This window comes from Algoriphagus ornithinivorans (genome assembly GCF_900115305.1).
GTDB classification, from domain to species: domain Bacteria; phylum Bacteroidota; class Bacteroidia; order Cytophagales; family Cyclobacteriaceae; genus Algoriphagus; species Algoriphagus ornithinivorans.
Window position 1 is genome coordinate 36,454 of record NZ_FOVW01000014.1, and the last position, 21,555, is coordinate 58,008.

General features: G+C 39.5%; 24 protein-coding genes, 1 tRNA gene and 1 riboswitch. Of the genes, 7 read left to right on the forward strand and 18 right to left on the reverse strand.

The features are described from left to right. Positions 1 to 23 precede the first annotated feature (23 nt). Positions 24 to 485, forward strand: coding sequence for a CBS domain-containing protein (locus tag BM073_RS17460; protein ID WP_091655626.1), 462 nt, complete (start codon positions 24 to 26; stop codon positions 483 to 485). Between the two features lie 38 nt (positions 486 to 523). On the opposite strand, the gene BM073_RS17465 is transcribed toward BM073_RS17460, so the two are convergent. The 4 genes from BM073_RS17465 to BM073_RS17480 form a co-directional block, all read right to left on the reverse strand. Next, the gene (locus BM073_RS17465) at positions 524 to 1,699 is read right to left on the reverse strand and encodes a trans-sulfuration enzyme family protein (RefSeq protein ID WP_091655627.1); all 1,176 of its coding nucleotides are present in this window, start codon (positions 1,697 to 1,699) and stop codon (positions 524 to 526) included. Between the two features lie 89 nt (positions 1,700 to 1,788). Beyond that, positions 1,789 to 1,895: riboswitch (SAM riboswitch) on the reverse strand. Between the two features lie 57 nt (positions 1,896 to 1,952). Then, entirely contained in the window at positions 1,953 to 2,513 is a 561-nt protein-coding gene (gene pth / locus BM073_RS17470) for an aminoacyl-tRNA hydrolase (protein ID WP_091655628.1), read from the reverse strand. 69 nt (positions 2,514 to 2,582) lie between these two features. Next, entirely contained in the window at positions 2,583 to 3,158 is a 576-nt protein-coding gene (locus BM073_RS17475; protein ID WP_091655629.1) for a 50S ribosomal protein L25/general stress protein Ctc, read from the reverse strand. 24 nt (positions 3,159 to 3,182) lie between these two features. Continuing rightward, positions 3,183 to 4,109, reverse strand: a complete 927-nt coding sequence (locus BM073_RS17480) for a ribose-phosphate pyrophosphokinase (protein ID WP_091655665.1) — start codon at positions 4,107 to 4,109, stop codon at positions 3,183 to 3,185. A 243-nt stretch (positions 4,110 to 4,352) separates the two neighbouring features. Between BM073_RS17480 and BM073_RS17485 the strand changes: the two genes are divergently transcribed. Beyond that, complete coding sequence (locus tag BM073_RS17485) at positions 4,353 to 7,061, forward strand: M14 family metallopeptidase (RefSeq protein WP_091655630.1); 2,709 nt, start codon at positions 4,353 to 4,355, stop codon at positions 7,059 to 7,061. 93 nt (positions 7,062 to 7,154) lie between these two features. Continuing rightward, complete coding sequence (locus tag BM073_RS17490; RefSeq protein WP_091655631.1) at positions 7,155 to 7,892, forward strand: hypothetical protein; 738 nt, start codon at positions 7,155 to 7,157, stop codon at positions 7,890 to 7,892. Between the two features lie 39 nt (positions 7,893 to 7,931). On the opposite strand, the gene BM073_RS17495 is transcribed toward BM073_RS17490, so the two are convergent. Then, complete coding sequence (locus BM073_RS17495) at positions 7,932 to 8,798, reverse strand: dienelactone hydrolase family protein (protein WP_091655666.1); 867 nt, start codon at positions 8,796 to 8,798, stop codon at positions 7,932 to 7,934. Positions 8,799 to 8,856: 58 nt separating this feature from the next. Here BM073_RS17495 and BM073_RS17500 point away from each other — a divergent pair, with 58 nt between their 5' ends. Beyond that, entirely contained in the window at positions 8,857 to 9,576 is a 720-nt protein-coding gene (locus BM073_RS17500; protein ID WP_091655632.1) for an EcsC family protein, read from the forward strand. Positions 9,577 to 9,630: 54 nt separating this feature from the next. Here BM073_RS17500 and BM073_RS17505 read toward each other — a convergent pair. After that, positions 9,631 to 9,703 (reverse strand) — tRNA-Gln (locus tag BM073_RS17505). A gap of 302 nt (positions 9,704 to 10,005) precedes the next feature. Between BM073_RS17505 and BM073_RS17510 the strand changes: the two genes are divergently transcribed. Next, complete coding sequence (locus tag BM073_RS17510; protein WP_091655633.1) at positions 10,006 to 10,251, forward strand: hypothetical protein; 246 nt, start codon at positions 10,006 to 10,008, stop codon at positions 10,249 to 10,251. 54 nt (positions 10,252 to 10,305) lie between these two features. On the opposite strand, the gene rplI is transcribed toward BM073_RS17510, so the two are convergent. The 4 genes from rplI to BM073_RS17530 all read right to left on the reverse strand — a co-directional run bounded on the left by rplI (position 10,306) and on the right by BM073_RS17530 (position 12,489). Next, a complete protein-coding gene (gene rplI / locus BM073_RS17515; RefSeq protein ID WP_091655634.1) occupies positions 10,306 to 10,749 on the reverse strand; it encodes a 50S ribosomal protein L9 in 444 nt (147 codons plus the stop codon). Positions 10,750 to 10,788: 39 nt separating this feature from the next. After that, positions 10,789 to 11,040, reverse strand: a complete 252-nt coding sequence (rpsR, locus tag BM073_RS17520) for a 30S ribosomal protein S18 (RefSeq protein WP_026955569.1) — start codon at positions 11,038 to 11,040, stop codon at positions 10,789 to 10,791. Next, complete coding sequence (gene rpsF / locus BM073_RS17525) at positions 11,040 to 11,408, reverse strand: 30S ribosomal protein S6 (RefSeq protein WP_091655635.1); 369 nt, start codon at positions 11,406 to 11,408, stop codon at positions 11,040 to 11,042. The genes rpsR and rpsF overlap by 1 nt, the downstream gene beginning before the upstream one ends. Positions 11,409 to 11,559: 151 nt before the next feature. Beyond that, a complete protein-coding gene (locus BM073_RS17530; protein ID WP_091655636.1) occupies positions 11,560 to 12,489 on the reverse strand; it encodes a DUF8428 domain-containing protein in 930 nt (309 codons plus the stop codon). A 22-nt stretch (positions 12,490 to 12,511) separates the two neighbouring features. Here BM073_RS17530 and BM073_RS17535 point away from each other — a divergent pair, with 22 nt between their 5' ends. After that, entirely contained in the window at positions 12,512 to 13,099 is a 588-nt protein-coding gene (locus tag BM073_RS17535; protein ID WP_217643124.1) for a class I SAM-dependent methyltransferase, read from the forward strand. On the opposite strand, the gene BM073_RS17540 is transcribed toward BM073_RS17535, so the two are convergent. Together BM073_RS17540 and apaG are read right to left on the reverse strand one after the other, a co-directional pair. Then, positions 13,093 to 13,872 (reverse strand): O-methyltransferase, encoded by a 780-nt coding sequence (locus tag BM073_RS17540; protein ID WP_091655637.1) that lies wholly within the window; start codon positions 13,870 to 13,872, stop codon positions 13,093 to 13,095. The two genes, BM073_RS17535 and BM073_RS17540, sit on opposite strands and share 7 nt — an antisense overlap. Before the next feature lie 2 nt (positions 13,873 to 13,874). Beyond that, the gene (gene apaG, locus BM073_RS17545) at positions 13,875 to 14,261 is read right to left on the reverse strand and encodes a Co2+/Mg2+ efflux facilitator ApaG/CorD (RefSeq protein ID WP_091655638.1); all 387 of its coding nucleotides are present in this window, start codon (positions 14,259 to 14,261) and stop codon (positions 13,875 to 13,877) included. A 63-nt stretch (positions 14,262 to 14,324) separates the two neighbouring features. Here apaG and ung point away from each other — a divergent pair, with 63 nt between their 5' ends. Further along, the gene (gene ung, locus BM073_RS17550; protein WP_091655639.1) at positions 14,325 to 14,987 is read left to right on the forward strand and encodes a uracil-DNA glycosylase; all 663 of its coding nucleotides are present in this window, start codon (positions 14,325 to 14,327) and stop codon (positions 14,985 to 14,987) included. A 329-nt stretch (positions 14,988 to 15,316) separates the two neighbouring features. On the opposite strand, the gene lepB is transcribed toward ung, so the two are convergent. The 6 genes from lepB to yidC form a co-directional block, all read right to left on the reverse strand. Beyond that, positions 15,317 to 16,390, reverse strand: a complete 1,074-nt coding sequence (lepB, locus tag BM073_RS17555) for a signal peptidase I (protein ID WP_091655640.1) — start codon at positions 16,388 to 16,390, stop codon at positions 15,317 to 15,319. An 11-nt stretch (positions 16,391 to 16,401) separates the two neighbouring features. Then, positions 16,402 to 17,124 (reverse strand): 4-hydroxy-tetrahydrodipicolinate reductase, encoded by a 723-nt coding sequence (dapB, locus tag BM073_RS17560; RefSeq protein ID WP_091655641.1) that lies wholly within the window; start codon positions 17,122 to 17,124, stop codon positions 16,402 to 16,404. Further along, the gene (locus BM073_RS17565; RefSeq protein WP_245756458.1) at positions 17,124 to 17,732 is read right to left on the reverse strand and encodes a DUF5683 domain-containing protein; all 609 of its coding nucleotides are present in this window, start codon (positions 17,730 to 17,732) and stop codon (positions 17,124 to 17,126) included. Before BM073_RS17565 ends, dapB begins: the two co-directional genes overlap by 1 nt. Positions 17,733 to 17,734: 2 nt before the next feature. Beyond that, a complete protein-coding gene (locus BM073_RS17570) occupies positions 17,735 to 18,646 on the reverse strand; it encodes a ParB/RepB/Spo0J family partition protein (protein WP_091655642.1) in 912 nt (303 codons plus the stop codon). Between the two features lie 3 nt (positions 18,647 to 18,649). After that, the gene (locus tag BM073_RS17575) at positions 18,650 to 19,429 is read right to left on the reverse strand and encodes a ParA family protein (protein ID WP_091655643.1); all 780 of its coding nucleotides are present in this window, start codon (positions 19,427 to 19,429) and stop codon (positions 18,650 to 18,652) included. A gap of 293 nt (positions 19,430 to 19,722) precedes the next feature. After that, entirely contained in the window at positions 19,723 to 21,522 is a 1,800-nt protein-coding gene (yidC, locus tag BM073_RS17580; protein ID WP_091655644.1) for a membrane protein insertase YidC, read from the reverse strand. Between the last annotated feature and the right edge of the window lie 33 nt (positions 21,523 to 21,555).

A 21,555-nucleotide genomic window follows, 5' to 3' on the forward strand; every position in this document is an offset into this window, starting at 1 on the left:
GTTCATCTAAAATTCTTTCGACTATGGTAAAAAGTTTTCAAGGAGTAAGGGAAGTAGAACCAAAGAAGTCTCCTATTCATCAAATTTTGGTAAAAGATCATATGAGTACCAACCTTGTGACATTCGGGCCGAATGACACTATAGATAAGGTAATGGAAGTTTTGACTAAGAAAAAAATTTCCGGAGCGCCTGTGGTCGATGAGTCTGGAGGTTTGGTTGGGATTATTTCTGAGGTCGATTGTCTTCGGGAAATAATCAAAGGAAAATATACCAATACCCCTGGGTTTCCCGGAAAGGTAAGTGAGTATATGACCCGAGATGTGATTACCCTAACTCCTGATTTATCATTATTTGATGCTGCAGGAAAATTTTTAGAACTAAAAATTAGAAGATTTCCTGTTTTGAAGGATGGAAGGTTAATAGGTCAAATAAGTCTTTCAGATGTAATACGTGCTTTTCCTAAACTCAAACATACAACCTGGTAGATATGTAAAAAGGTTGTCGAGAGACAACCTTTTTATTTTTACTTTCTACTAAGATCCAAGGCTCTTTCTACATCAGCAATAATGTCTTCATAATGCTCTAATCCAACAGAAAGGCGAATCAATCCATTGCTAATTCCCACTCTTTCTCTCTCCTCCTCCGAAAGCTTGCTGTGGGTGGTAGATGCAGGGTGGGTGATGATGCTTCTACTGTCTCCCAAATTGGCAGTAACAGAAATCATTTTCAGTTCATCGATAAAGCTTTGGGCTCTTTCTACCCCTCCTTTTAAGTCTAAAGTGATGATACCTCCTCCCTGACTCATTTGCTTTACGGCCAAATCATATTGAGGATGGGATTTTAAAAATGGATATTTGACCGCATTGAGTTGAGAATTACCTTCAAAGTATTCAGCAACTTTTAGCGCATTGCTGCAATGTCTATCCATTCTAACTCCCAATGTTTCCATGCTTTTGGATAGTATCCAGGCATTGAAAGGAGATATGGCTGGTCCAGTGTGACGCGTGAAAAACTGAACCTCCTTGATTAATTCCTGTGTGCCAAGTATTAAGCCTCCCAAAACCCTTCCTTGTCCATCTATATACTTCGTAGCTGAATGCGTAACAATATGTGCCCCCCACTTGGCTGGCTGTTGCAGATAGGGAGTTGCAAAACAATTGTCGACAACCAAAATCAGATTATGTGCTTTAGCAAAATTTCCAGCCCACTCCAAGTCAATAATCTCTAGTCCTGGATTGGATGGAGTTTCTATGAATAGCATTTTGGTATTAGGTTGTACAAGCTTTTCCCAATTTAAATAGTCCGAGATATCTCCATAGGTAGAGGTAATTCCCCATTTCGGGAACACCCTCGTCAATAACTGGTGGGTTGACCCAAAAAGAGATCGGGCAGCTAATACATGATCGCCTTGCTGTAAAAGTGATGCTATACTTCCAAACATGGCTGCCATCCCGGAAGCGGTTGCTATTCCATCTTCCGTGCCTTCAGCAGCGCAGACTTTTTCAATCAAGTCAGAGGAATTGGGATTGGCATATCTGGAGTAAATATTGCCCTCAATTTCGTCTGCAAATGTTGCTCTTGCTTCTTCTGCAGAATCGAAAGTAAAGCTTGAAGTCAAATAAATAGGAGAGGAATGTTCCTTTTGATTGGACTTGGAGGGGTTGATCCTGATGGAATTGGTCTCGAAATGTTGACTCATAGTCTAAATAGATTTAAGGTTATTCAGTAAACCGATAGATCTACCCGAGTCAGATTCGAACTAAAAAGGAATAAGGATGAGTTAATGCCAATTTATAGTTCCCGCATCGGGTAGGATTTGGCACCTTTCCTTTATCTAAACCGGATGGTTGCCAGAGGGTCTCAGAGCCTAGTCTCTCGCCTCTTCTTTATAAATCAGTTGCCTGAAGTGCTACAAATAAATAGCGTAAGGGATTCAAATCCAAATAAAAAAATCAATCATTATACTGAGTCATAGTTTGGGCTATTCCAATAGTACAAAAACCCAAAACCATGTCAATGGCCTTATCCATGATTTCCGGAAGGTGATCAAATTCCTCCTGCTTGAATTTGCCTAACACATAGTCAACCTGACGTCCTTTCGGGAAATCGTCACCTATCCCCATTCTAAGCCTAGGATAATCCTGTCCTCCGGTCAAAGCTTCAATATTTTTCAAACCATTATGACCTGCGGCACTTCCTTTTGCTCGCATTCTGAGTTTTCCAAAAGGGATGGCTACCTCATCAACTAAGACCAGAATATTTTCTTTGGGAATTGAGAGCTCCTTCATCCAATAATTTACAGCCTTACCACTGAGATTCATGTAAGTAGTGGGTTTGATAAGATGGATTGTTCGTCCCTTGTATTTGAATTCGGACTTAAATGCCAACCTGCCACTTTCCCATTTGGCATCGTATTGATCTGCCAGTCGATCTATTGTCAGAAATCCAATATTATGTCGAGTCAGCTCATATTCAGGCCCTATGTTGCCCAAGCCTACTATTAGATATTTCATGATTCAAATTTGGCTTAAAAATAAAAAATCCTGCCTTTGAGGGCAGGATTTTAAGAAATGCTCTATGAATTATTCTTCGCCTTTCTTGCCTCTCAATGCTCTTGGGATACCGATGGTAACTACAGAAACATTTGGGCTAGTAAGGATTTCAAATCCTTCTGGCTTCAATTCACTCACTTTGAATGATTTTCCAAGATCCAAGTTGGAAATATCAACTTCAATGAAATCAGGGAAGTTGTTTGCCAAACCTTTTACTTTCAAAGATCTGGTTTTCATTTCCAATTTACCCCCTTTTGCTAAGCCTGGAGAGCTTCCTACAACTTTCACAGGGATTTCAAATTTGATATCTCTGTCTTCAGTGTAAGCCATGAAGTCTACGTGAAGCAATGCATCACTTACTGGGTGGAATTGAGCATCTTTCAATACTGCCTTTACGATAGTACCTTCGATATTTAACTCTACCAAGTGAACTTCCGGAGTGTAAATCAAGTCACGGAAAAGGATAATCGGACTGTAGAAGTGAATTTGCTCAGGGATACCTGGTCCGTAAACCACACAAGGTACGTTACCGGATTCTCTGATCTCATTCAAACTTTGATTGTCGAGATTTGCTCTTTTAAACCCTATAATCTCAATCGTTTTCATATGTATTTTATTTAAAATTGGTTCTTAGATAAATAAAGAACTGATGGAAGTATTCCCTGTCACTGCATGAATTGCTTTGGCGAATAGGTCTGCTACTGTCAGTACTCTGATTTTGGATGATTTTTGCTTCAAAGGAATGGTATCAGTGATTACCAATTCATCCAAAACAGAATTCTCGATGTTTTCATAAGCTTTTCCTGACAGGACACCATGTGTTACAATGGCTCTAACAGATTTAGCTCCTTTCGCCATGATGATTTCTCCGGCCTTACAAAGCGTTCCCGCTGTATCAACCAAATCATCTACCAAAATCACATCCTTTCCTTCTACATCCCCGATTACCTGCATAGAGGCAATCTCGTTGGCTCTTTTTCTGTGCTTATCACAGACTACCATTTCTACTTCAAAATGCTTGGCATAAGCCCTTGCTCTGGCTACACCGCCCATATCCGGAGCTGCGAAAATCATATCCGGAAGGTTGAGCATGCTCAAATAGGGTGCAAAGATAGCTGATCCATTCAAATGATCCAATGGTATATCAAAAAATCCCTGAATTTGACCAGCATGCAGATCGCAAGTCACAATTCTGTCAGCTCCAGCCGAGGTAAGCATATTTGCAATCAACTTGGCAGCAATAGAAACTCTTGGCCTATCTTTTCTGTCTTGCCTTGCATACCCGAAGTAAGGGATCACTGCTACCACCTTGTAAGCACTTGCTCTTTTGGCAGCGTCTATCATCAAGCAAAGCTCTAGGATATTATCGCTCGGAGGTGTGGTGCTTTGGATGACAAAGACGGTACAACCTCGGATTGACTCATTAAAGCTTGGGGACATTTCCCCATCACTAAACTTGGAGAGCGTGATGTCACCCAGTTTTTTACCATAATTCTTAGCGATTTTTTCAGCGAGATTTTGAGTGTTGGACCCTGCAAATATTTTTACCTCAGATATCATGAAGTCTTGGTTTTAAGGAGGAAGTTTTGATAAGGATTTCATTGCAAAAGTAATAATTTTTGATGGGTTGGGAAGTTGGGATAGCTTTAATCCGAATATTATTTTGATAAGTGGGGCGGAAGGTAATCTCTCTTAAACTCCGATCCTGTAAAAATTAGACGAATGAGCGACTTTCTCCTGAGTAGCTCTCTTTTTAATCTTATTTTAGAGCAAAATACATTGTCCACCAATCTGAAATTTATGAGAAGTAAAATTACCCTTTGGGGTCTGCTGTTTTCATTCTTGATCATTCAAGTTCATGCCCAGCAGGTCCCAACTCCCAAATCACATTTTGGCTTTGAAATCGGGGACGATTACAAATTGGCAAATTTCAGCCAAACAGAAGCCTATTTTAAAAAAGTAGCAGATGCCTCTGATCGAGTGCAAATGACAAGTATTGGAAAAACGGAATTTGGCAGAGAGCAACCCATGCTTATTGTTACAGCCCCAAAGAATTTTCCTCAGCTTGCCAGGTATAAAGAAATTTCTCAAAAACTTGCTCATGCTGAAATTACTAGAGAGGAAGCTGAAGCATTAATCTCAGAAGGTAAGCCCGTGGTTTGGATCGATGGTGGACTTCATGCCAATGAGGTGGTGGGCCCCCATCAATTAATTCAAACGCTCTATGAACTAGCATCCAGAAATGATGAGGAAACTCTCAAAATTTTGGATGAAGTGATTATTCTTTTGGTACATGCCAACCCTGATGGAATGGAAATCATGTCGGATTGGTATATGAGAAAAGAAGACCCAACAAAAAGAGATCAGAACATTCCGGTTCTTTATCAAAAATATGTAGGGCATGACAATAACCGTGATTTTTACATGAATAATATGTCTGAGGCGACTAATATGTCACTTCAGCAATATGTGGAATGGATTCCTCAAATTATTTACAATCACCATCAGTCAGGTCCTGCAGGGACAGTCGTAGCAGGACCACCTTACCGAGATCCTTTCAACCATGTTTTTGATCCGCTAATTATCACCAGCTTGGATGCTGTGGGGGCTGCTATGATTAATCGCCTGCATCAAGAAGATAGACCCGGATATACCAGATTGGATGGATCAGTGTTCTCTACTTGGTGGAATGGCGGCTTAAGAACTACTCCTTATTATCATAATCAAATTGGTATTTTGACCGAAATTATTGGAAATCCTACACCATCTGAGGTTCCTCTGGTGCCGGAAAGGCTAATTCCAAATAATGGAACACCTTACCCAATCACTCCTAGAGAATGGCATTTTAAGTCTTCCATAGAGTATTCAGTGTCCTTGAATTATGCGATTCTAAATCACGCTGTTAGACATGGTGATGAACTTTTGAGAAACATTTATCTGATGGGCAGAAGATCAATCGAGAAAGGTCAAAAAGATACTTGGACTTTATATCCAAAAAACGCACAGGCCATAGAAGACGCTTTTGAAAAAGCCAGAAAAGAAGGCAAAGCAAAAAGGCCTACAGGTTGGAGATCCGGCTTGCCAGTTGAATTTTATGAGCAGGTGTACCAGGATCCTGCCCGAAAAGATCCTTATGGCTATATTCTTCCGGCAGACCAGGCCGATTTTCCTACTGCCATCAAGTTTTTAAATGCATTGATTAAATCAGGAATAAGAGTCGAAAAGGCAACTGCTGATTTTTCAGTAAATGGGAAATCCTACCCTGTAGGCTCTTATGTTGTAAAGACGGATCAGGCCTTTAGACCGCATGTCTTAGATATGTTTGAACCACAAGATCATCCAAATGACTTCCTGTATCCTGGAGGTCCTCCAATTAGGCCTTATGATGCTGCTGGTTGGACATTGGCATTTCAGATGGGTTCGGAAATTGATAGGATCATGCAAGACTTTGATGGGCCATTTGAGCAAGTCCCTTACGGACAAATTCAGACCCCACCAGCCAAGCCGCTGGCAAATGGATCTGGTTATCTAATCGATATCAGAGGGAATAATGCATTCATGGCAGTCAATGATTTACTGAAGGCAAAAGTAAAAGTGTACAGAACTCAGCAAGAAGTAAATGGTTTGCCTGCGGGATCCTTTTATGTAGGTTCATCAGGTAAAAAGATGTTGGAAAAAGCAGCTCAAGAATATGGAGTCTATGCCAAGCCAGCGTCCATGCCTAAAGGAGCGACAGAAATCAAGCCTGCTAGAATTGGGCTATACGATTATTATGGGGGTTCAATGCCTTCCGGTTGGGTGAGATGGATGTTGGAGCAATTCCATTTTGATTACAAGCAAGTCTTCCCTCTTGAAATTGATCAGGGCAATCTTAAAGACAAGTATGATGTGTTATTGTTTATCGGTCCGGGCATACCTTCTGTAGGAAGCAGAGGTGGTGGAAGATCTCAGCCGGATTCTTCTGAAATTGACCCTCAATACCACCACATGCTTGGGAATTTCTCAGCTGAAAAATCCTTACCACAGATTAAAGCTTTCTTGGAAAACGGAGGAGAAGTCTTGACTGTAGGTTCAGCTACGGAATTGGCTTTTCATCTCGGTCTTCCGGTTTCTGATGCCTTGGTAGAGATGGGATCAGATGGGAAGGAAACTCCTCTATCAGGGGAAAAATATTACATCCCGGGTTCTGTCTTGGAAATGCATGTGGATAATAGCCAGCCGATCAATTATGGAATGGGAGAGAAGTCCTACATCATGTTTAATAGGTCTCCTGTCTTCAGATTGGATCCTGAAGCGGCAAACCAAGGAGTAAAAGCTATTGCTTGGTTTGGAGAAGAAGAACCACTAAGAAGTGGTTGGGCTTGGGGTCAATCCTACCTGAAAAATGGAGTGACAGCATTTGAAGCTAAAATCGGGAAAGGGAAGCTCTATGCTTTCGGTCCTGAGATTACTTTCAGAGCTCAATCCCATGGAACATTTAAGATGCTTTTCAACGGGCTATACAAGTAATTAATCTAAAAATTCTTAAGAAGGCCATATCGATTTTCGGTATGGCCTTATTTTTTGAAATTCATTTTTTATCTTAAAAGAAAAAATTAAGAGATGGATTCGAATTTTATACCTGGCATTTATAATTGGTGTGATCGATGGTGTGAACGTTGCTCTTTTACTTCCCGCTGTAGAGTCTATGAAAAAACAGAAAACACGAGCAATTCCGAACCTGAGGAGTTTTGGGAGAATCTTTCTCAATGTTTTCAAGAAACAATTGATTTACTCAAAAATACAGCTGAAGAATTCGGAATAAATTTGGATGAAATAGAAGAGGAAATACCCTTGGAAGAGGAGGAAGAAGAAGAGTATAAAGTTGGGGAGGAAGCCCTGTATCAAGTAACTAATAGCTATCTGAAAACGGCTAGAGCCTGGTTGGAATCGGATAGCTTCAAAGCATTTATTTCTAAGCTGGAGGAAAAAGGGGAGTTAGGCCTGATTACTATTTCTGAAGCTGAAGATAAAGTCATTGCCTTAAGTGAGGCTGTAGAGGTGATACATTGGTACTTGTTTTTTATCCATGTAAAAAGTAGCAGAGCACTCAAGGAGAAACAGGAAGATTTTTGGGATGAGTATCCAGAGTCAGAAAAATCCTATAATGGAACAGCAAAAATCACCAAAATCGCAATAGAAAGAAGCATGCAGGCATGGATCCATTTGTTAAATCAGATGCAAGAGGATCAAGATAGAATCGTGGAAATCTTGGCGCTTCTGGAAAAAAGCAGAAAGTTATTGGAGAAGGAGTTTCCGAACTTGGATCAGTTTATCAGACCGGGTTTTGATGAAGAATAGGCAAAGTGTTGCTTAACTCTGCCTATTCTTTCATTTCAATTATCGCTGAAATTTGTTTTTCAAGTAAGTAATAGCCATTTCATAAGCTTCTTTACTTGCTTCGGGATCATATTTTGGATTGCTTGGGTTTGAAAAGCCATGAACTGCCGGAAAGATTTTGTAAGTCAACTTCTTGTCTGCCTGCTGCATTTTTGAAGCAAAGTCTTCTATGATTTCCTTGGATATATATTCTTCTGTGGCAAATAGTCCCAGCACATCTGAGTTAAGTGTTTTCAATGTTTCCACATCTCTGACAGGCATGCCGTAATACATGACGGATCCAATATTTTGAGAGCCTGTCAAAAGTGCGGACTTCAAAGACCAACTTCCTCCGAAGCACCAGCCTACATTTGCTATTTCAGCATTTTCACCTGCATGCATCAAAGCCCCTTTTACAATGTTTTGTAGCCTTTCTTCTTTCACATTTCGCATGAATTGACCAGCCTCTTGGGGATTACTGGTCACTTTTCCATCGTACATATCCAATGCCAGTACATTGACTGACTTTCCTAAATCAGCATAGAATTTATCTGCTTCTTTTTTGATATGATCGTTCAGTCCCCACCATTCTTGGTACACGAATAGCCATTGATCTGAAGGGTTTTCAGCAGGAATGAAGTATGCATTGGCATCTTCTCCATCTGGAGTTGGAAAGCTGATCATATCCCCAGCTCCATCGAAATTTATTGCATTAGGAGAAGGATGAAAAGAAAGGAACCCAGGAGCATCAATGAATTGCGCCATATCATCCGAGGGATTATGGCAAAGTGTGATGGAGCTGAAAGGGTCTTGAGCTGGTTTGGTTTCATTACCGAAATAAAGAGCTCCAATCAGGCTTAAAATAAGTAAATAAACTGGCTTGATCATGGGATGATTGTTTTGGAATTGATACCTTGAATAACATGAATTGGTATGAAAAGTTTGCATGGATAATTATGATCAGTACATACAAGCTGAGGTTGGTTCTTGGCTGTTTCAAATGAAGAAGCCTCCTTCGCTGGGAAGTAAGATGACGCATGGAGTTCAGAAGAAAATAAATGATTGGATTCCTGAAAAAGTGCACAAGGCTATCACCTCAGCTATTGAAAATATGGTTAAGGCTGTTTCAACAGGATCCTCTTGGATTGTACCTAGACCTGAAGAAAATATGCCATTTAAGGTGAGGGAATTTAAGGTGCGAAATAGAATCAAATGGTATAGAAATACAGCCTCGGTGGAAGGTGCTGTAACAGGTGCGGGAGGAATACTCATGGGCTTCGCTGATTTCCCCGCATTCCTGACTATTAAAATGAAAATGCTCTTCGATATAGCGGCACTTTACGGAGTGAATACTAAAGAGTATCAGGAGCGATTGTTTTTGCTTTATGTTTTCCAGTTAACTTTTTCCAGTCAGCAAAGAAAAAATAATCTGATAGAGCTGATAGAAAACTGGGAATCCTATAAGGAATCCTTACCAGCAAGCATGGATGAGTTTGACTGGAAGACCTTCCAGTTAGATTACCGCGATTATATAGATCTGGCCAAATTAGCTCAATTGATCCCTTTGATAGGAGCAGGTGTCGGAGCAATCGCCAATTATAGGCTTACTGAACAGTTGGGGAGAAATGCTATGAATGCTTTCAGGTTACGCCTATTGACTCAATAGTTTCAGCTATAAAAATCAAAAAAGCCTCAAATCTTTCGAAATGAGGCTTTTTTGTTGACCCACTAGGGCTCGAACCTAGACTCTTCTGAACCAAAATCAGACGTGTTGCCAGTTACACCATGGGTCAATTTAGGTGGAAAACGCTTCTGCTTTCCTTAAAGTGTCACAAAGGTAGAATTCCATTCTTTTTTTTCCAAATCCCTTTCGGAAGAATTTTGGCTTTATTCCAAAGGTGCTGAATAACAGGAGGAAATTTTTTGAAATGCGGAGGATTTATTGGGCGCTTTTGGGAAAAATCGATTGAAAAATATATCTCGAAATCGATTGAAAATTGTGATTGTGTTAAATTTTCGATACTTATTTTGTTAATTTTAAAATAAATACCGTGATTTGTTTCAAATTTTAAGAAAACACAAACCTTATTAAACCATGCAAACAGAAAAGATGGAAAAAACCGTGATCGAAACGGTTAGCAAACTGGAGAAGTTAAAGATCGGTGATTCTTTGGCTGCTGAATTATCTTGGTGCTGGAATAGCTACAAGTATGATCAGAATCCAGTTGGTTTGATTGAAAAGAGCCAGAAGGCTGTAGAACTTTTCAAAGAAGTAAGAGAGAAAAACAGCCGTGCTGTCTCTAAGAAACTAGTGGAGGATTTGGAAAAATTTCTAAACTAATCCAAACAAAAAAAGCTCGCCAATTGGCGAGCTTTTCTATTTTCTGAGTATTGCTTATTCAGCTACTACTACAAATTTAACGTCAGTTTTAACTTCTCTGTGAAGATCAACCTCTGCAGTGAATTCTCCTGCTCCGTCTACTGGAGTATTGATAGAGATTTTCTTTCTGTCGATGTCGAATCCTTGGCTAGACAAAGCGTCAGCAATCTGTAAAGTAGTTACTTTACCGAAGATTTTTCCTGACTCACCGATTTTCGCTTTGATCTCCAAAGTTACTTCAGCAAGTTTAGCTGCGATATTCTCAGCTTCAGTTTTGATCTTTTCAGCTTTGTGAGCTGCCTGCTTTATGTTTTCAGCAAGGATTTTCTTGTTCGAACCGGTAGCTAGTACCGCGAAGCCTTGAGGGATTAGGTAGTTTCGGCCGTATCCAGGCTTTACACTTACCAAATCATTTTTATAGCCAAGACCTTTGATGTCTGTTTTTAATATGATTTCCATTTGTAATGATCTTTATTGGTTGGACGATACAAGACCGAATTATTTCAAACCATCGGTTACGAATGGCAACAAAGCCAAATGTCTTGCTTTCTTAACTGCTTGAGCTACTTTTCTCTGATATTTTGCAGAGTTACCAGTCAGTCTTCTAGGAAGGATTTTTCCTTGCTCATTTACAAACTTCAACAAGAAATTAGGATCCTTGTAGTCGATGTACTTGATGCCGTGCTTCTTGAATCGGCAATACTTTTTCTTGATTTCGCCTCTGTTGATTGGCTCGTTGAATAGTGTCATTAGGCTTGCTCCTCCTTAGCTTCTGATTTTTTGTTAAACTCTCCTTTTCTTCTTCTTTCGGCATAAACAATAGCATGCTTGTCCAAAACAGTAGTAAGGAATCTCATTACTTTCTCATCACGTCTGAACTCAAGTTCAAACTTGCGGATGATAGTTGGATCAGCCGTGAACTCAACTAATACATAGAACCCTGTTGTCTTCTTGTCAATGGTATAAGCCATTTTCTTCAGACCCCAGTTCTCCACATTGATTACATCTGCCCCCTCTTCTTTTAACAAGTTCACAAACTTGTCGACAGTATCCTTCATCTGAACATCAGACAAAACGGGAGTTAAAATGAATACCGTCTCGTAATTTCTTTGGAACATTTTTTTAATGTGTTTAAGGAATTTGAATAAACAGACCGCAAAAGTAGGTTAAAAACTTCTGTTATCCAAATGAATATCTATTCTAAAATAGCATGATGGCATAAAAAAAGCCTCTCCTGAAAAGAAGAGGCTTAAGTTGAAATAAGTTCTCTTATTTGACGCTGAAAGTCTTGGAACCTACTAAGTAATTATCCACGAATATCCTTACTTCATGATCGCCAGAAGTGTAATCTGATCCCTTTTCGTAGAAGAATGTTAAGGTTTCGCCAGAGTTTTCAAATAGGATATCCTGCTTCACCGTGTAAAACTGCTCTGCACCATTGACACGGAAAGTTCCGGATCCTTTGGCTACGTCAAAGATTGGCTGGGAATTAGGAGCCATGATTTGAACGTAAACGTTTCTAGGGCCTTTTTCAGCTACCTTATTGTCTGCCAAATTGAAACTTACCTTGATCTTCTCAATCTGACGATTTCTAAAATCTTTGGTAGTCTCTACGCGCTCTTTTCCTCTGGAATTAACAGCAGCAATTTCGATGTTTTCAGCTTTCAGCATGGAAGCCACATTGACCTTTGCTTGCAGATTCTCCTTTTGGATATTGAGCTGGGCTACTTCTTCCTCTATCTGTGCCTGAGTAGTTTTTAGATCTTGGTTTTCTGCATAAAGCTGCTGATTCATCGCTCGCAGTTCCAAAATTTCCTGATCCTTCTGTTCAAGTAAGCCGGAGTAGCTGTTGATTTTCTTATTCAAAGCAGCGATCTCATTGGCACTTCTCTGCCTAACCGAGTTTCTTTCTGCAATCAACTGATCTCTCACTTGCTCTAAGGCAGCGATATCTCCTCCCAGTTTTTCAATTTCCTGAATTCTGAGATTTAGTTGGTAAGTGACTGAGTCCAATCTTTGATTTAACTCATTGTTTTCGGTGGAGAGAAGAAGGATCTCCTCCGTCTTTTTAGTTCGGTCTACATAGTCAGTGTATAATTTAATTCCACTGATGATGACCAAGAGAACAAGGACTATAATGATAATATTTTTTCCCTGATCCTTTTTTTGGCTAGATTCTTTTTCAAAATTGCTGTTCATGTGTTTGACTTAATAGGGCTGTATGATGATTAAATTAGATGAAGACTTTTGGACAGAGCGATATAGACAAGGCTACACCGGCTGGGACATCGGTTATCCATCTACCCCGATAGTACAATATTTAGACCAAATTCAGAATAAAAATTGCCGTATACTGATTCCTGGTGCAGGAAATGCCTACGAGGCCGCGTATGCATGGGATCAGGGCTTTGTGGGCACACATATTCTGGATATTTCAAAAGATCCATTAACAAAATTTAGCACAAATCACCCTAATTTTCCCCAAGCTCAAATTTTCCACCAAGATTTTTTTCAGCATCAAGGAAAATATGATTTGATAGTGGAACAGACTTTCTTTTGTGCTTTGGATCCAGCACTTAGAGAGGCATATTGCCAAAAGATGCTCGAATTACTTCAGCCTAGTGGCCGTTTGGTAGGTCTGTTATTTGGAGTGCAATTTTCAAAACAAGGACCTCCTTTTGGTGGAAGTCTGGAGGAATACCAATCGCTGTTTTCAAAATACTTTAAAATTCACAAACTGGAGCTTTGCATTAATTCCATTGCTCCAAGAAGAGGAACTGAGATTTTCATCAATCTGTCAGCTCAGTAGGAGAGTACGTAGTGGGATTTTTTACCGGGATAATTGAAAATCAAAATTCCGCATTCATAAAAGTCCAGACTAAGTGTCACTTCTTTTCGGCTTTTGATTTCTTCCCAGGCGGACCGCATTTCCGGTGACCAATAGATATCAGCCACTGCGACAATACTTGAAGCTTGTAAATGTTGACTGATTAAATTGTATGAATTGATGGTTCCCTCATAAGTATGATTGGCATCTATTAATGCAAAATCAATAGGAGTATGTTCTTTCAAAAACTCAGGTAGGGTTAGAGCTATATCCCCTAAAATGGTATGCAGGTTTTGGGGCTTTTCTCTCTCAAAAGCCACATTTAATAAGTCTTCTGACCCTTCAAATGTAAAAACATCTCCTTTGCAGATTCGGCTTAAATATCGGGTATTGATACCCATGCATGTTCCTAGTTCCAACACTTTTTTAGCGGGAGTCAAATTTACAAAGTATTGATAGAGCTGGTTGAACTTTCTGGAACTTGTTGAATACCTAGTTACTTCTGAAATAGGTCTGGTCTTTCCATTTACTTTTTTGGATCCGGCACCTAGATCCAGTACAGGAACTAATGATTTACTGCTAAGAAATTCTTTACGTAAGTCTTCTAAATCAAGATCCTGCTGTTTTCTTCCTTGAACAAAGCTTTTTAAACCGGTATAAATTTGAAATACAGCGGGACTTTGAAGAGAGTGCTTCTCTTCTTTTGTTAACCAGTATCGGAAATATGCGAGGAGTGGAAATACCTTCCTATACAAAATTAATTGTGGAAAATATTGGCAATCATTTGAAATTCGGGAACTGCAACTTCCAGGATTTTTCCATCAAAAAGTTTCTGCATGGTATAAACGCCCTTCATTTTTCCCAAACCGGACTTTAAATTGCATCCGGAAACGTAAGAATGACTTTCACCTGGCTCAAGGGTCGGCTGTTGACCAACTACTCCTTCTCCTTCTACGATTTTGGTGTTTTCAGCTGCATCAGAAATTTCCCACCTTCTTCTTAACAATTGGACGGTTTGTGCGCTTTTGTTTTGAATGGTTACTTTGTAAGTAAAAACATAATGATGCTGAAGCGGGCTGGAGAATTCAGCCTGGTATGTTACTTCAACACTTACTTCTATTCCGTTGGTGGTTGCAGTTACCATTATTATAGCCTTTAAAAGTTAGCAAATATACAATGAACTCTTTGAATATCAATAAAATTACTAATGGATGTAAAAATTGAAACAAGCTGGAAAGAAATTTTAACCCCTGTCTTTCAGCAAGCCTATTTTCATGAGCTAGTTCAGTTTGTAAAAGACGAGTATTCTTCCTCCAAGGTTTATCCTCCAGGGAAAGAAATTTTTAATGCATTTGACTACTGTCCTTTTGATCAAGTTAAAGTGGTGATTTTAGGACAAGACCCTTATCATGGAGAAGGTCAGGCTCATGGTCTTTCATTTTCCGTGAAGCCAGGTATTCCTTTTCCACCAAGTCTTTTGAATATTTTCAAAGAAATCAAAGCTGACTTAGGGAAAGATATGCCAGCTAATGGAGATTTGTCCAGGTGGGCAAAACAAGGAGTGTTTTTACTGAATGCCACTTTAACTGTAAGGGCGAATCAAGCAGGCTCTCATCAGAAAAAAGGATGGGAGGAATTTACCGATTCAGTGATTCAAGCAATCAGCGATCAAAAGGAGCATGTGGTTTTTCTACTTTGGGGAGCCTATGCTCAAAAAAAGGAGCTGTTGATTGACTCTGATAAGCATTTGATTCTAAAAGCTCCACATCCAAGTCCCCTTTCGGCTCATCGTGGGTTTTTGGGTTGTGGTCATTTCTCCAAAGCTAATGAGTATTTGAATTCCAAAGGGATCAGACCTATCAATTGGTGAGGAGAATGTATTTGGTTATTGAGTAACTGAGTAATTGTGGAATTGAGTAAAAAGCAATAACAGTTCACCTTTCCCTCTTTCGGCTTGCAGGCACTGTTCATCTACAAGCTCGCTTAAAAGGTCTCGAATTAGAATTAAGTCTACTCTGCCCAGAAATACTTTGCTATTCACCATTCGATGTTCGATGTTCAATATTTTTAAAGTTTAATGAGGATAGAGTCTTCATTGCTGTTTGTAATTCCTATATCTTTCAACTCGTCTCTAATCTCCAATTCCAACAAAAAAGCCTCGAAATCTAAATCCCGAGGCTTTTTTGATGGTTTTGATCTTTAATCAATTCCTTTGAAAATTCTGCTCCATCTGATCTTATTGAACATGGATTCAAATTGATCTAGGGATAGCCACAAGAACCAAGCTTTGCCGACCACATGATCCTCCGGAGTGAATCCCCAGTATCTAGAGTCCAAAGAATCATGTCTATTATCTCCCATCATGAAGTAATAGTTTTGGGTGAAAGTGTAGGAGTCTACAGGCTTTCCATCAATAAATAATTGTTCGCCCCTGATTTCCACCTGATCCAATCCTTCGTAATTTTTGATGGTTGAACCGTAGCGAATCACATTATCTGGAGTCATTTCCATGGTCATTCCCTCTCCTGGAATGGTTAAAGGGCCAAATTGATCTCTGTTCCAAGCAAGCTTGGTTTCGTCTGGGAAAATCCCTCTTTCAGCACCAATGCCTCTGATTCGTTTGGTAACACTGGTTATCACCGGAGACGATTTAAGTCTTTCAATGACTACATCGGTAGCATGAACTACATATCCTGCACCATCTGTGTAAGCCCAGTAACTGTCAGGGTTAATTCCATAATCATTGAAAAAGTCCTGATTCAATGGTCTGTTCGTGATGACATCATAAGAATATTGCATCTCTTCCGGATGCATTCCAGGCTCACCATTCACATATAAATCGCCGTTTTTAACTTCTATTACATCACCGGGAACACCCACAGCTCTTTTGATATAATTGGTTTTTAAATCATTCGGATATTGAAATTCTACCGGATAATTAAAAACTACAACGTCATTTCTTTTTACCTCAGAGAAGCCTGGTAATCTATAATAGGGGAGCTGAATGGCATCAGAATAAGATGGGATTTCAGTTCCCCAAATTTTCTGATGTGTTAGTGGAACTTGCAAAGGAGTTTTAGGAATTCGGGTTCCATAGTGCATTTTACTTACGAAAAGAAAATCACCAACTAGTAGGGATTTTTCCATCGAAGCGGTAGGAATAGTAAAAGGTTCCAGTAATAACCAGCGTATTAAGCTTGCTGCAACTACTGCAAATACCAAGGCGTCTACCCATTCTCGGGCAGCTGATTTCTTTTGTTTTTTAGTACTCATTTTTCATTTGTTCAAAAAGACAGAAAGTCGTTCATGGAAAGTACTCCTTTTTTATCCTTAATCCATTCTGCAACCAAAATCGCACCAAGGGCAAACCCTTGTCTGCTATGGGCAGTATGGCTAATTTCAATGTCATCTATCTCGGACTGATATCTGATAATATGTGTCCCGGGAGCAGGGTCAATTCGTTTGGAGACGATAGGTAATTCATTTTCCTTTTCTCCATTTCCTTCCAATAAATACCAGTCTTTTAGACTGCTGTTATTGTTTAATATCCCTTCTGCCAAGGTAATTGCAGTTCCTGAAGGAGCATCTTTTTTAGCGGTATGATGAATTTCCTCTATGCTGGCTTTATAGCCAGAGGTTTCATTCATCAGCTTTGCTAAGAATTCATTTACCTTGAAAAACACATTGACACCAATACTGAAATTGGAAGCATAGAAAAAGGTGCCGTTTTTTTCTTTGGTCATTGCTTCGATGTCAGGCTTTTGAGATAACCAACCTGTAGTGCCTGATACAATAGGAATTCCTTTTTCAAGACACCATTTGATATTTTCAACAGCAGCTTCAGGTTGACTGAATTCTATAGCAACATCCACGTTAGAGGAGTTGAGCTGATCAAGGTCTTCTCGGTTATCAATGTTTATCTTTCCTGCGAGGTTATGGCCTCTGGATTCAGCTATTTCTCCGATGAGCTGTCCCATTTTACCATATCCTAGTAATAATATGTTCATTATTTGAATTTTAACTTTAAGGTTATGCCCAAGGATTGATTTTGGGCAGAAAAGGTTTCAAAATGCGGCTCTATTCCCAGGGCCAGATCATCTGAGATATCAAAACCTGATAAATGAGCATCCACATTTGCATCTATAATATTCAGTGCATAAATAGCTCCCAATAATAAGATGGTCATATCTCTGTTACTTCTCCAATAATCCACATTTCTAACCAAGGCTTGTCGGTTCAGATTGGGGAAGATATTTGGTTCACCGTCGTCCAAATTAAACAAAGCTTGACGGAAAACCTGATACCGCTTGTTGTTAAAGTTTATGAAATAAATATCTGTTATAAAGCCAGCGTATAAAATAGGTACTTTCCAAGCCTTTCCATTATAAACCTGTCCAGCGCCCGGAAGCACAGCCGAAAGTATGGTTGCTTTTCTAGGGTTTTTTGGAAGAGAAGAAAAATTCGGTCTGTCATTATCCCGCTGATTTTGCTCCTCAGGTTGACCTTGATTCTGGGCACAGAGAGGCTGAAAAGACAAGGCACTAAAAAGCAAAAGACCCAGGATGATCCATGGGTATTTGAATTTTGTTGGTGAAAAAAAAGCAGGACTTTTCACGGTCAAATTATTTCCAATATTTCCAGAATCCTATTCAGATCGGAAGCAGAGGAAAAAGGAATCTTGATTTCCCCTTTGTTTTTTTCATTGGTTTTGAGATTTACTTTGGTTCCAAAATGGGAAGCCAATCTCTGCTGTATCTTATTGAGTTCGTATTTACGAACCGGATCTAGATTAGAGCTCTCTTTTTTCTCTGGTTTTCCCTCGTTCAAAGCTTTTACCAGAGCTTCTACTTTTCTTACGCTAAGCTCCTCGTCAACTGTCTTTTTGAAAATAGCCAGTTGCTTGTCCACATCTTCAATATTGATGAGGGCTCGGGCATGTCCCATGGAGATTTGTTGATCTCTGATAGCAGCCTGAATCGTAGGCGGTAATTTTAGAAGTCGAAGGTAATTATTTACTGTGGTTCGGTTTTTACCTACTCTCTCTCCAAGTTGTTCTTGTTTGAGGTCACATTCTGCCAATAGTCTCTGGTAGGAATGAGCAATTTCAAGAGCATTTAGATTTTCCCGCTGAATGTTTTCAATCAAAGCCATTTCCAGCATTTGCTGATCATTGGCTGTTCTCACATAGGCTGGAACCCTTTCAAGACCTGCAATTTTGGAAGCCTGAAATCTTCTTTCTCCGGAAATAAGCTGGTATTCGTCCTGATCCAGTTTACGAACTGTGATAGGCTGAATGATACCTTGAATTTTGATGGATTCTGCCAATTCCGCTAAAGCCTCCTTATCAAAATAAGTTCTAGGCTGATATGGATTAACTTGAATCTGATCCAAAGGAATTTCAAAAATCCCTGTTTTGATTACTTCTGGTAATATTTCCTCGGATTTATTTTTGGCAGGGCTGTCTTCAAGCAAAGCTCCTAAACCCCTTCCGAGGACAGTTTTTTTTCTATTGGGTTTTTGATCAGCCATGGATTAACTTACTTTTTGTAGGCCGTTTTTTTCTGCGATTTCGCTGGCCAGATTTAAATATGCGACTGCTCCCTTACCATCAGCGTCAAACGCTATGGCAGGCATTCCAAAACTTGGAGCCTCGGAAAGTCTAACGTTTCGAGGGATGATTGTTTCAAAAACCATGTTTTTAAAGTGCAATCTAACTTCTTCAACCACTTGGTTGGAAAGTCTCAACCTCATATCGTACATGGTAAGCAGTATACCTTCTATTTCCAAATCCGGATTGAGTCGGGTTTGGATGATTTTAATGGTATTCAATAATTTCCCCAATCCTTCCAATGCGAAATATTCACATTGCACAGGAATGATCACGGAGTTTGCGGCAGTTAATGCATTGATAGTAATCAATCCCAAGGAAGGAGAACAGTCAATAATGATGTAATCATAGAGATCTTTCAGCGAAGAAATGACGTGCTTCATTTTTTCTTCCCTGTTGTCCATATTGATCATTTCTACTTCAGCTCCGACCAAATCAATATGAGAAGGAACCAAGTCCAGGTTTTCAATCTCTGTCTTGATGATGATTTCCTTTACATCGATTCCATCCACCATGCATTCGTAGATACTAGTACTGATGGATTTAGGATCATGTCCTAAGCCTGAGGTAGTATTTGCCTGCGGATCTGCGTCGATGACCAGGGTCTTATGCTCCAGCACCGCTAAACTGGCAGCCAAATTCATGGCAGTGGTGGTTTTTCCAACTCCTCCCTTCTGATTGGCAATAGCAATAATTTTTCCCATGGTTTAGTTTAAAATTTAATCTCAATATTAAGCAAATTCCAGTCTTATTTATCCTTGTCTATTGCTTTTTTTAATTAAAGCCCTGTGACAATTGATGTCATTATCTATTTTTAAACCTTAATAATTGTGGAGCTAATCTTCAGATTTACAAAGATTTAATTATTGGAATAAGTCCTTGGTTTTTGCCTGTTAAATTTTCTTTACTGAATGTATTTCTTTTGGCTCAGATCAAAACTGATTTTCTCAATCTTGCCATTTTCCAATATATAAAAAAAGGGCCCGAAGGCCCAATCTTATTTCTTTCTGTTGCTATCTGCTGCCTTCATAGCTTCTTCCAATTTCTGCTGAAATTTAGATTTTTTCTTGTTGGCATTTTTCACCTTGTTCTCTTCTACTTTCTGACGGATTTTTTCATCGTCTACAAATAGCTTGATCAAGGCTTGCTGTCCAAAGGTTACCACGTTTGATACAAAATAGTAGAAACTCAATCCGGCAGGGTAGGAGTTCAGGATGAACATAAACATGACAGGCATGATATATCCCAAGTTTTTCATCGGGCCAGTTGCCGTAGTCAATTGATTGTTGAAGTGCGTATAAACAATTTGAGAAACTGTCATCAACAATGTAAACAAACTGACATGGGATCCATAAAACGGAATGGTGAATGGCAGCTTGATGAACTCATCGTAGGTTGATAAATCTTTAGCCCAAAGGAAAGACTCTTGCCTTAATTCGATTGCATTTGGGAAGAAGAAGAACATCGCAAATAGGAAAGGCATTTGAAGCAAAAGCGGAAGACATCCTGAAATTGGACTTACCCCCAATTTCGAGAAAAGCTTCATTTGCTCTTGTTGCATTTTAGTTGGATCATCTCCGTATTTCTCCTTTAATTCATCAATTTCCGGTTTGATCACCCTCATTTTGGCCATTCCTATATAAGATTTATAGGTAAGTGGCGATAGGGCTAGTTTGATGAGCAATACGATTAGAATGATAATCACACCATAGTTGTCAAAGAACTTCTCCAGAAATTCGAAAAGATTAACGATGATGTATTTATTCACCCAGCTTACAAAAAAGTAGCCCATGTCTACGTTTTTCTCAAAGCCATCGGTTACTCGCTTGAGTGTTTTGTATTGATCTGGTCCGAAATAATAACTGAAAGAAGTGGTTCCATTCTCCAGTGGTAGGCTAAAATTAGCCCCCATATTTCTCACGAAAAGGCTGTCAGAAGGAGTGCTTTGATTTAAATTGACATTCTGAAACTCCTTGTCTGCAATGATTCCTGCAGTGAAAAATCGTTGGCTAAAACCAATCCATTTTACAGGTTCAGCAACTGCCTCGGCTTCTGCATCATCGCTCACACCTAGGTTTTCGTAAGACCCAGCAGAGGTGTAATAATTGACTTGCGTTTTTCTTCTGGACTCAGCCAAGTCTCTTTCATGTGCTCTTACCTGATCTTCCCAGCTAAACTGAACCGCGTTGGAAGTAAATACTCCGGAAAAGCGCTCTATTGCAAAACTCTTTTCAACCACATAACTACCATCAGTGATGCTATATTTTTGAGTGATTTTTCCGTTGGAAGTTTCAGCACTTAATGTTAGAATGTGAACTGTCTCACCCTCTTCATTCTGCTGAGTAGATACATTTGGGGTAAAATAAAAGTCGCTTAAATAAACTGGACCTCTATTAGTTTCCAAAGAGAAATCCATTTTAGAGGATTCCTCATCCAGTAGCTTTAAAGGTTCCTGAGTCCAATTTTTATATTCCTTTAATATAACTTCTTTAATCAGACCACCTTTTGAGGAGATGCTGATGAAAACTTTATCATTTTCGAGAGTGACTAATTCTTCAGATCCCTGAGTCATACCCGCCAATACTCCAAACTTGGCAACTTTCCCAGCTTCAACGATGCTGTCATTCTCTGCCAAAACCGGAGTCTCCTCTGGGCTTGCAACTGAAGCGGTGTCAACCGTTTGAACAGCCACTTCGTTTTCTGTCACGGGCACTTCCGGACCACTTGCGAAGAAAATGGAATAGATCAGGATTACCGCCGCAAATAGGATCAAACCTGTCGCTTGATTTTTATCCATAATTATAATACCTCACTGAGAGGATTTAACTAG